Genomic DNA, 518 nt, shown 5'->3' with positions numbered 1-518 from the left:
GCTGTTAGAGTTGTTTTACCGTGGTCAACGTGGCCGATTGTACCAACGTTTACGTGCGGTTTTACGCGTTCAAACTTTTCTTTTGCCATGACGGAACCTATCAGTTTTGTGTATCTAGATTACATATGAAAATAATCCACCGAGGGTAGATTAATTTAATTTTTTCAAATTTCAAATAGTTTTTTCTGACAGATAAAGGAAGAAATTAAGATGAGTTCTCGATACTGGTGCTGATAGGCAGATTTGAACTGCCGACCTCACCCTTACCAAGGGTGCGCTCTACCAACTGAGCTATATCAGCAACACCAGAAGTCTGGAGCGGGCAGCGGGAATCGAACCCGCATCATCAGCTTGGAAGGCTGAGGTAATAGCCATTATACGATGCCCGCATAGGAACCTGTTCTTAAACTACCTCTAACCGTCAAGAATAAAGTGGTGGAGGGAGCTGGATTCGAACCAGCGAAGGCTGAGCCGTCAGATTTACAGTCTGATCCCTTTGGCCGCTCGGGAACCCCTCC

Annotated in this window: 1 protein-coding gene and 3 tRNA genes; all 4 read right to left on the bottom strand. The window is 45.6% G+C overall.

The features are described 5' to 3' along the window. Window positions 1–89: GTP-binding protein (locus AN394_RS21835; RefSeq protein WP_233997923.1), on the bottom strand; the 89-nt coding region annotated here is incomplete at its 3' end. Between the two features lie 136 nt (window positions 90–225). Beyond that, a tRNA-Thr gene (locus tag AN394_RS21275) sits at window positions 226–301 on the bottom strand. A 13-nt stretch (window positions 302–314) separates the two neighbouring features. Further along, a tRNA-Gly gene (locus tag AN394_RS21270) sits at window positions 315–389 on the bottom strand. Window positions 390–433: 44 nt separating this feature from the next. Further along, window positions 434–518, bottom strand: a tRNA-Tyr gene (locus tag AN394_RS21265).

Source organism: Pseudoalteromonas sp. P1-26 (assembly GCF_001401795.1).
In the GTDB taxonomy this organism is placed as follows: Bacteria; Pseudomonadota; Gammaproteobacteria; order Enterobacterales; family Alteromonadaceae; genus Pseudoalteromonas.
This window is presented reverse-complemented; position numbering and strand designations above follow the sequence as displayed.